The 6369-nt window shown below is 64.4% G+C and carries 13 protein-coding genes; all 13 read right to left on the bottom strand.

Annotation, left to right across the window (positions count from 1 at the left end; genetic code table 11):
* Nucleotides 1-6 precede the first annotated feature (6 nt).
* From rplX to rpsJ, 13 genes are read right to left on the bottom strand one after another with little or no spacing between them, the layout of a single operon-like run.
* Entirely contained in the window at nucleotides 7-324 is a 318-nt protein-coding gene (gene rplX, locus LRX76_RS15600) for a 50S ribosomal protein L24 (RefSeq protein WP_231806546.1), read from the bottom strand.
* 15 nt (nucleotides 325-339) lie between these two features.
* Nucleotides 340-708: a 50S ribosomal protein L14 gene (gene rplN, locus LRX76_RS15605; RefSeq protein ID WP_013535986.1), complete on the bottom strand. Its 369-nt coding sequence runs from the start codon at nucleotides 706-708 to the stop codon at nucleotides 340-342.
* 14 nt (nucleotides 709-722) lie between these two features.
* A complete protein-coding gene (rpsQ, locus tag LRX76_RS15610; RefSeq protein ID WP_231806547.1) occupies nucleotides 723-992 on the bottom strand; it encodes a 30S ribosomal protein S17 in 270 nt (89 codons plus the stop codon).
* Between the two features lie 11 nt (nucleotides 993-1003).
* On the bottom strand, nucleotides 1004-1189 hold the full coding sequence (gene rpmC / locus LRX76_RS15615; protein WP_017355413.1) for a 50S ribosomal protein L29: 186 nt from the start codon (nucleotides 1187-1189) through the stop codon (nucleotides 1004-1006).
* Complete coding sequence (rplP, locus tag LRX76_RS15620) at nucleotides 1189-1602, bottom strand: 50S ribosomal protein L16 (protein ID WP_231806548.1); 414 nt, start codon at nucleotides 1600-1602, stop codon at nucleotides 1189-1191. The genes rpmC and rplP overlap by 1 nt, the downstream gene beginning before the upstream one ends.
* A 5-nt stretch (nucleotides 1603-1607) precedes the next feature.
* Nucleotides 1608-2342 carry a 30S ribosomal protein S3 gene (gene rpsC, locus LRX76_RS15625; RefSeq protein ID WP_231806549.1) on the bottom strand — a complete coding sequence of 245 codons (735 nt, stop codon included), beginning with the start codon at nucleotides 2340-2342 and terminating at the stop codon, nucleotides 1608-1610.
* A gap of 18 nt (nucleotides 2343-2360) precedes the next feature.
* On the bottom strand, nucleotides 2361-2696 hold the full coding sequence (rplV, locus tag LRX76_RS15630; protein WP_132866034.1) for a 50S ribosomal protein L22: 336 nt from the start codon (nucleotides 2694-2696) through the stop codon (nucleotides 2361-2363).
* Between the two features lie 13 nt (nucleotides 2697-2709).
* Complete coding sequence (gene rpsS, locus LRX76_RS15635) at nucleotides 2710-2979, bottom strand: 30S ribosomal protein S19 (RefSeq protein WP_231806550.1); 270 nt, start codon at nucleotides 2977-2979, stop codon at nucleotides 2710-2712.
* Between the two features lie 6 nt (nucleotides 2980-2985).
* Complete coding sequence (gene rplB, locus LRX76_RS15640) at nucleotides 2986-3813, bottom strand: 50S ribosomal protein L2 (protein WP_231806551.1); 828 nt, start codon at nucleotides 3811-3813, stop codon at nucleotides 2986-2988.
* Nucleotides 3814-3823: 10 nt separating this feature from the next.
* Nucleotides 3824-4123 (bottom strand): 50S ribosomal protein L23, encoded by a 300-nt coding sequence (gene rplW, locus LRX76_RS15645; protein WP_231806552.1) that lies wholly within the window; start codon nucleotides 4121-4123, stop codon nucleotides 3824-3826.
* Nucleotides 4120-4725 carry a 50S ribosomal protein L4 gene (gene rplD / locus LRX76_RS15650; protein ID WP_231806553.1) on the bottom strand — a complete coding sequence of 202 codons (606 nt, stop codon included), beginning with the start codon at nucleotides 4723-4725 and terminating at the stop codon, nucleotides 4120-4122. Before rplD ends, rplW begins: the two co-directional genes overlap by 4 nt.
* Nucleotides 4726-4737: 12 nt before the next feature.
* Nucleotides 4738-5388 carry a 50S ribosomal protein L3 gene (rplC, locus tag LRX76_RS15655; RefSeq protein WP_231806554.1) on the bottom strand — a complete coding sequence of 217 codons (651 nt, stop codon included), beginning with the start codon at nucleotides 5386-5388 and terminating at the stop codon, nucleotides 4738-4740.
* 11 nt (nucleotides 5389-5399) lie between these two features.
* Nucleotides 5400-5711 (bottom strand): 30S ribosomal protein S10, encoded by a 312-nt coding sequence (rpsJ, locus tag LRX76_RS15660; RefSeq protein WP_010341589.1) that lies wholly within the window; start codon nucleotides 5709-5711, stop codon nucleotides 5400-5402.
* Nucleotides 5712-6369 lie beyond the last annotated feature (658 nt).

The raw sequence follows: 6369 nt of genomic DNA on the forward strand, positions 1-6369 counted from the left end.
CATTCCTCAGGCGTCGAGCGCCTCACCGCTGGAGCGGAACACACGCAGTTTGCGTCCATCCTCCAGCACCTTGAAGCCAACGCGCTCGCCCTTGCCCGTCGCCGGGTTCAGCAGTGCCACGTTGGAGATATGGATCGAAGCTTCACGCTCGACCACGCCGCCGGCAACACCTGCCTGCGGGTTCGGCTTGGTGTGGCGCTTGACGATGTTGACGTTGGACACGACCACGCGGTCGCCGTCCACACGCACCACATCACCCTGCTTGCCCTTGTCCTTGCCGGTGATTACGACGACCTGGTCGCCCTTCTTGATACGGTTAGCCATGTTTGTGTCCTCAGCTCACAGCACTTCGGGAGCGAGCGAGACGATCTTCATGAACTTCTCGGAACGCAGTTCACGGGTGACCGGCCCAAAGATGCGGGTGCCGATCGGCTCCTGCTTGTTGTTCAGCAGCACGGCGGCGTTGCCGTCGAAGCGGATCAGCGATCCGTCCGGACGACGCACACCCTTGCGGGTACGCACCACGACGGCGTCGTAGACCTCGCCCTTCTTGACCTTGCCACGCGGGATCGCGTCCTTGACGGTCACCTTGATGATGTCGCCGATGCCGGCGTAACGGCGCTTGGAGCCGCCCAGCACCTTGATGCACATCAGTTCCTTGGCGCCGGAATTGTCGGCGGCGTCAAGGTAGCTCTGCATCTGGATCATGATTCAGATCTCCCTTACTCGGCCGCGCGGGTGACGATTTCCACCACGCGCCAGTTCTTGGTCTTGGACAGCGGGGCGATCTCCGTCACGCGGACGACATCGCCTTCGTTACAGGCGTTGTCGCCGTCATGGGCGTGCAGCTTGGTCGAGCGCTTGATGTACTTGCCGTACAGCGGGTGCTTGACCTGACGCTCGACCAGGACGGTAACCGTCTTGTCCATCTTGTTGCTGACGACACGGCCTTCGACCGTGCGCAGCGCATTGCTTTCGTTGTTCTCGCTCATCGCGGCGGTCCTTACTTGGTGCTGCCGAGCAGGGTCTTGACGCGAGCGATCTCGCGGCGTACCCGGCGGGTTTCGTGGGTCTTCGGCAGCTGGCCGGTGACCTGCTGCATGCGCAGGGAGAACTGCTCCTTGCGCAGGTCGGTCAGGTGGGCCTTCAGATCGTCAGCCGACTTCTCGCGGAGTTGTTTGATGTCCATCAGCGCACCGTCCGGGTCACGAAAGTGGTGGTCACCGAAAGCTTGGCAGCGGCCAGGCGGAACGCCTCGCGTGCCACGTCCTCGGGGACGCCCTCGATTTCATAGATCATGCGGCCCGGCTGGATCTGCGCGACCCAGTACTCGACGTTGCCCTTACCCGAACCCATTCGCACTTCGATGGGCTTCTTGGTGATGGGCTTGTCGGGGAACACGCGGATCCACATCTTGCCGCCGCGCTTGACGTAGCGGCTGATCGAGCGGCGGGCCGCCTCGATCTGGCGCGCGGTCAGCTGGCCGTGCGCGGTGGCCTTCAGTCCGTACTCGCCGAAACTGACGGCGTTGCCGCTCCAGCTCAGGCCGTCGTTGCGGCCCTTGTGCATCTTGCGATATTTGGTTCGCTTGGGTTGCAACATTGCCGTTACCTCGCTTCACGAGCCGGACGCGACGGACGGTCACCACGGTCGCCGCGATCATGGCGATCGCCGCGCGGGGAGTCGTCCTGCTTTTCCTGGCCAACCTGGGAGAAATCGAAGATCTCGCCCTTGTAGATCCACACCTTGATGCCGATGATGCCGTAGGTCGTCTTGGCTTCGGCGAAGCCATAGTCGATGTCGGCACGCAGCGTGTGCAGCGGCACGCGACCCTCGCGGTACCACTCCGAACGGGCGATTTCCGCACCGTTGAGGCGGCCTGCGACGTTGATCTTGATGCCGAGCGCGCCCTGGCGCATCGCGTTGCCGACCGAACGCTTCATCGCGCGGCGGAACATGATGCGGCGCTCCAGCTGCTGCGCGATCGACTCGGCGACCAGCTGCGCGTCCAGTTCGGGACGGCGCACCTCGGTGACGTTGATGTGCGCCGGGACGCCCATCATCGCGCTCACTTCCTTGCGCAGCTTCTCGATGTCCTCACCGCGCTTGCCGATCACCACGCCCGGGCGGGCGGTGTGGATCGTCACGCGCGCGGTCTTGGCCGGACGCTCGATCAGGATCTTGCTGATGCCGGCCTGAGCCAGCTTCTTGCGCAGCATTTCGCGAACCTTGAGGTCGGCCGCCAGGTAACCGGCGAACTCGCCCTTGTTGGCGTACCACTTGGAATTCCAGTCCTTGGCGATACCCAGGCGGATTCCAATCGGATGAACTTTATGACCCATCGTCTTTTCCTTTCCGCTTTACTTGCCGGCGCCCACAACCACAGTGATGTGGCTGGTGCGCTTGAGGATGCGGGTACCGCGGCCTTTCGCCCGCGCCATGAAACGCTTCAGGGTCGGACCTTCATCAACCATGATGGTCTTGACCTTCAGCTCGTCGACATCGGCGCCCTGATTGTTCTCGGCATTGGCGATCGCCGACTCCACCACCTTCTTGATCAGGTGGGCAGCCTTCTTGTCCGAGAACTTCAGCAGGTTGACCGCACGCTCGGCGGGCAGCCCACGCACCTGGTCAGCGACCAGGCGGGCCTTCTGCGGGGAGATGCGCGCGGTGCGCAGGATTGCTTTCGCTTCCATCGTCATCTCTCCCTTACTTGCCCGACTTCTTGTCGCCACCGTGACCCTTGAAGGTCCGGGTGACGGCAAATTCGCCGAGCTTGTGGCCGACCATGTTCTCGTTGACCAGCACCGGAACGTGGTTCTTGCCGTTGTGCACGGCGATGGTGAAACCCACCATCTCCGGCAGGATCATGGAACGGCGCGACCAGGTCTTGATCGGCCTTTTGCTGCCGCCCGCGGACTCCACCTTCTTGACCAGGTGGTGATCGACGAACGGGCCCTTCTTGAGTGAACGTGCCATGGTCGATTAGCCCCTACGATCGCGGACGATGAATTGCTGGGTGCGCTTGTTGTGGCGCGTCTTGTAACCCTTGGTCGGGACACCCCACGGGGTGACCGGATGCGGGTTGCCCTGGCCGGCCTTGGCCTCACCACCGCCGTGCGGGTGATCGACCGGGTTCATCGCCGCACCGCGGACGGTCGGCTTGACGCCGCGCCAGCGCTTGGCACCGGCCTTGCCCAGCTTTTCGAGGTTGTGCTCGACGTTGCCGACTTCACCGATGGTGGCGCGGCACTCGGCCGAGACCTTGCGCATCTCGCCCGAACGCAGGCGCAGCGTGGCGTAGATACCCTCGCGGGCCACCAGCTGCACGCCGGCGCCGGCGGCGCGGGCGATCTGGGCGCCCTTGCCCGGCTTGAGCTCGATCCCGTGCACCGTGGTGCCGACCGGGATGTTGCGCAGCGGCAGGGTGTTGCCGGTCTTGATCGGCGCGTGCGCGCCGGCGATGACCTGGTCACCGGCCTTCAGGCCCTTGGGCGCGACGATGTAGCGGCGCTCGCCGTCGACGTAGCACAGCAGGGCGATGTGGGCGGTGCGGTTGGGATCGTATTCGATCCGCTCCACACGCGCCGGGATGCCTTCCTTGTCGCGCTTGAAGTCGATGATGCGGTAGTGCTGCTTGTGGCCGCCACCGATGTGACGGGTGGTGATGCGGCCATGGTTGTTGCGTCCGCCGGACTTGCTCTGCGGCTCGAGCAGCGCCGCGTGCGGCGCACCCTTGTGCAGGTCGGGCGTGACCACGCGCACGGCCGAACGACGGCCTGCGGAGGTGGGTTTGAATTTCATCAATGGCATGGGATGTACCTCAGGCCTTGGCCGTTACGTCGATGGACTGGCCATCGGCCAGGCGCACATACGCCTTGCGCCAATCGCCGCGACGGCCGGTGCGGTTACGGAAGGACTTGTTCTTGCCCTTGACGTTGACCACGTTGACCGCCTGGACCTTGACGTCGAACAACTGCTCGACCGCGGCCTTCACATCGGCCTTGGTGGCTTCGTTCGAGACTTCGAAGACGTACTGGTTGGAGACTTCCTGCAGGCGCGCGGTCTTCTCGGAGACTCGCGGGGCGCGCAGAACGCTGAAGATTTTCTCGTTGGCGCTCATGCCAGCCACTCCTCGACCTTCTTGACCGCATCGGCGGTGATCACGACCGTGTCGGCCCCGACCAGCGCCACCGGATCCAGACCCTGCACGTCGCGCACTTCCACGTAGGGAAGGTTGCGGGCCGACAGGTACAGATGCTCGGAGGCCTCTTCGGTGACGATCAGCGGGCGCCTGCCCACTTCCAGGCCGGCCAGCTTCTCGACCAGGCCCTTGGTCTTGGTGCCTTCGACATCGAAGGCCTCGACGACCTTGATGCGGCCCTGGCGGTTGAGCTCGGACAGGATCGCGCAGATGGCCGCGCGGTACTGCTTGCGGTTGACCTTCTGCTCGAAGCTGCGCGGCTTGGCCGCGAAGGTCACGCCGCCGCCGACGAAGATCGGAGCCGTCAACGCGCCATGACGCGCGCCGCCGCCCTTCTGCTTCTTCGACTTCTTGGTCGTGCCTGCGACTTCCGAACGGGTCTTCTGTGCCTTGGTGCCGGCGCGCGCCGCGTTGCGGTAGGCAACGACGACCTGGTGGACCAGATCCTCGCTGAAATCGCGACCGAAGACGGCGTCGGAGACCGAGACCTTGTTATTGCTGCCGGTGATGGCGAGTTCCATCGTCATCTCTCCTTATGCCTTGCTCGCCGGGCGGACGATCACGTCGCCACCGGCTGCGCCGGGAACGGCACCGCGAATGGCGATCAGACCGCGCTCGACGTCGACTTTGACCACTTCCAGGTTCTGCGTGCTCTGCTGCACCGCACCCATGTGGCCGGACATCTTCTTGCCCGGGAAAACGCGACCCGGGGTCTGGCGCTGGCCCAGCGAACCCGGCGCGCGATGCGACAGCGAGTTACCGTGGGTGGCATCGCCCATACGGAAGTTGTAGCGCTTGATGGTTCCCTGGAAACCCTTGCCCTTGGTGACGCCCTGGACGTCGACCTTCTGGCCGACCTCGAAGATGTCCGCCTTGATCTCGCCGCCGACGGCGAAATCGCCCAGCTGCGAGTCATCGACGCGGAACTCCCACAGGCCACGGCCCGCCTCGACCTTCGCCTTGGCGAAGTGGCCGGCTTCCGGCTTGTTGACCAGCGCGGCGCGGCGGGCGCCGACGGTGACCTGCACGGCGCTGTAGCCATCGACCTCGGCGGTCTTGATCTGGGCGACGCGGTTCGGGGTGGCTTCGATCAGGGTGACCGGCACCGAGCGGCCGTCTTCGGTGAAGACGCGGCTCATGCCAGCCTTGCGGCCCACGAAGCCCAACGAATATTTCTTCGTCATGGTCGTAGTCCTCAGGTCAACTTGATCTGCACGTCGACGCCCGCCGCGAGCTCGAGCTTCATCAGCGCGTCCACGGTCTTGTCGTTGGGATCGACGATGTCGAGCACGCGCTTGTGCGTGCGGGTCTCGTACTGGTCACGCGCGTCCTTGTCGACGTGCGGAGAAACGAGGATGGTGTAGCGCTCGATCTTGGTGGGCAGCGGGATCGGGCCACGCACTTGCGCGCCGGTCCGCTTGGCTGTCTCGACGATCTCGCTGGCCGAACGGTCGATCAGGCGATGATCGAACGCTTTGAGCCGGATCCGGATCTTTTGGTCCGCCATGACGGTGGGTTCCTTCGTTAAAAGAGCGACGGGCGAGGCCTCTGGGATGCCTGCCCCGGTTATCGTGGTGTTGCGGGCGCGCCAGCCGGAACCGGATGGCGGCGAGCCGCTTCCTGCGGCCCAAAAACTGGGGCAGACCAGTTACCCGGTCTGCCCAGACGGAAAAGTATAGAGCGCACTTCAATGCACGTCAACAGCCATTCCGGCTGCAGGCGCATCGAACCACGCGACCTTCCCGGTCTGGCGAACACGAGCGGCTTCCTGCCTCTCTTTTCGCGGTGTGGGTCCGGCGCCCTACCCAGGAACGCCGGGGCGCGAATTCTACAGAGAAAAATTTCGCCTGCCAAGCCCCCTGACCTTGACACGCGCCATGCAGGAGCGACTTCAGTCGCGATAGGGCTGCCGGGAAAGCCCTATCGCGACTGAAGTCGCTCCTACGAAAGCAAAAAGGCGATCCGAATTTCTGCTGGTCGAAACGACAAAAGGCGGCCCGAGGGCCGCCTTTTGCGGAAGTCATCATGGATCCCGCGGAAGTCGCCGGATCCCCGCCTGCGCGGGGATGGCGATGCGGCAAGCCCGGGCGCGCAGGCGCGCCCGGGCCGGTTCGTCACTTGATGATCTTGGCCACTACACCGGCGCCGACCGTGCGGCCGCCCTC

The sequence above is a fragment of the Stenotrophomonas sp. MMGLT7 genome, from assembly GCF_021168555.1.
GTDB lineage: Bacteria > Pseudomonadota > Gammaproteobacteria > Xanthomonadales > Xanthomonadaceae > MMGLT7.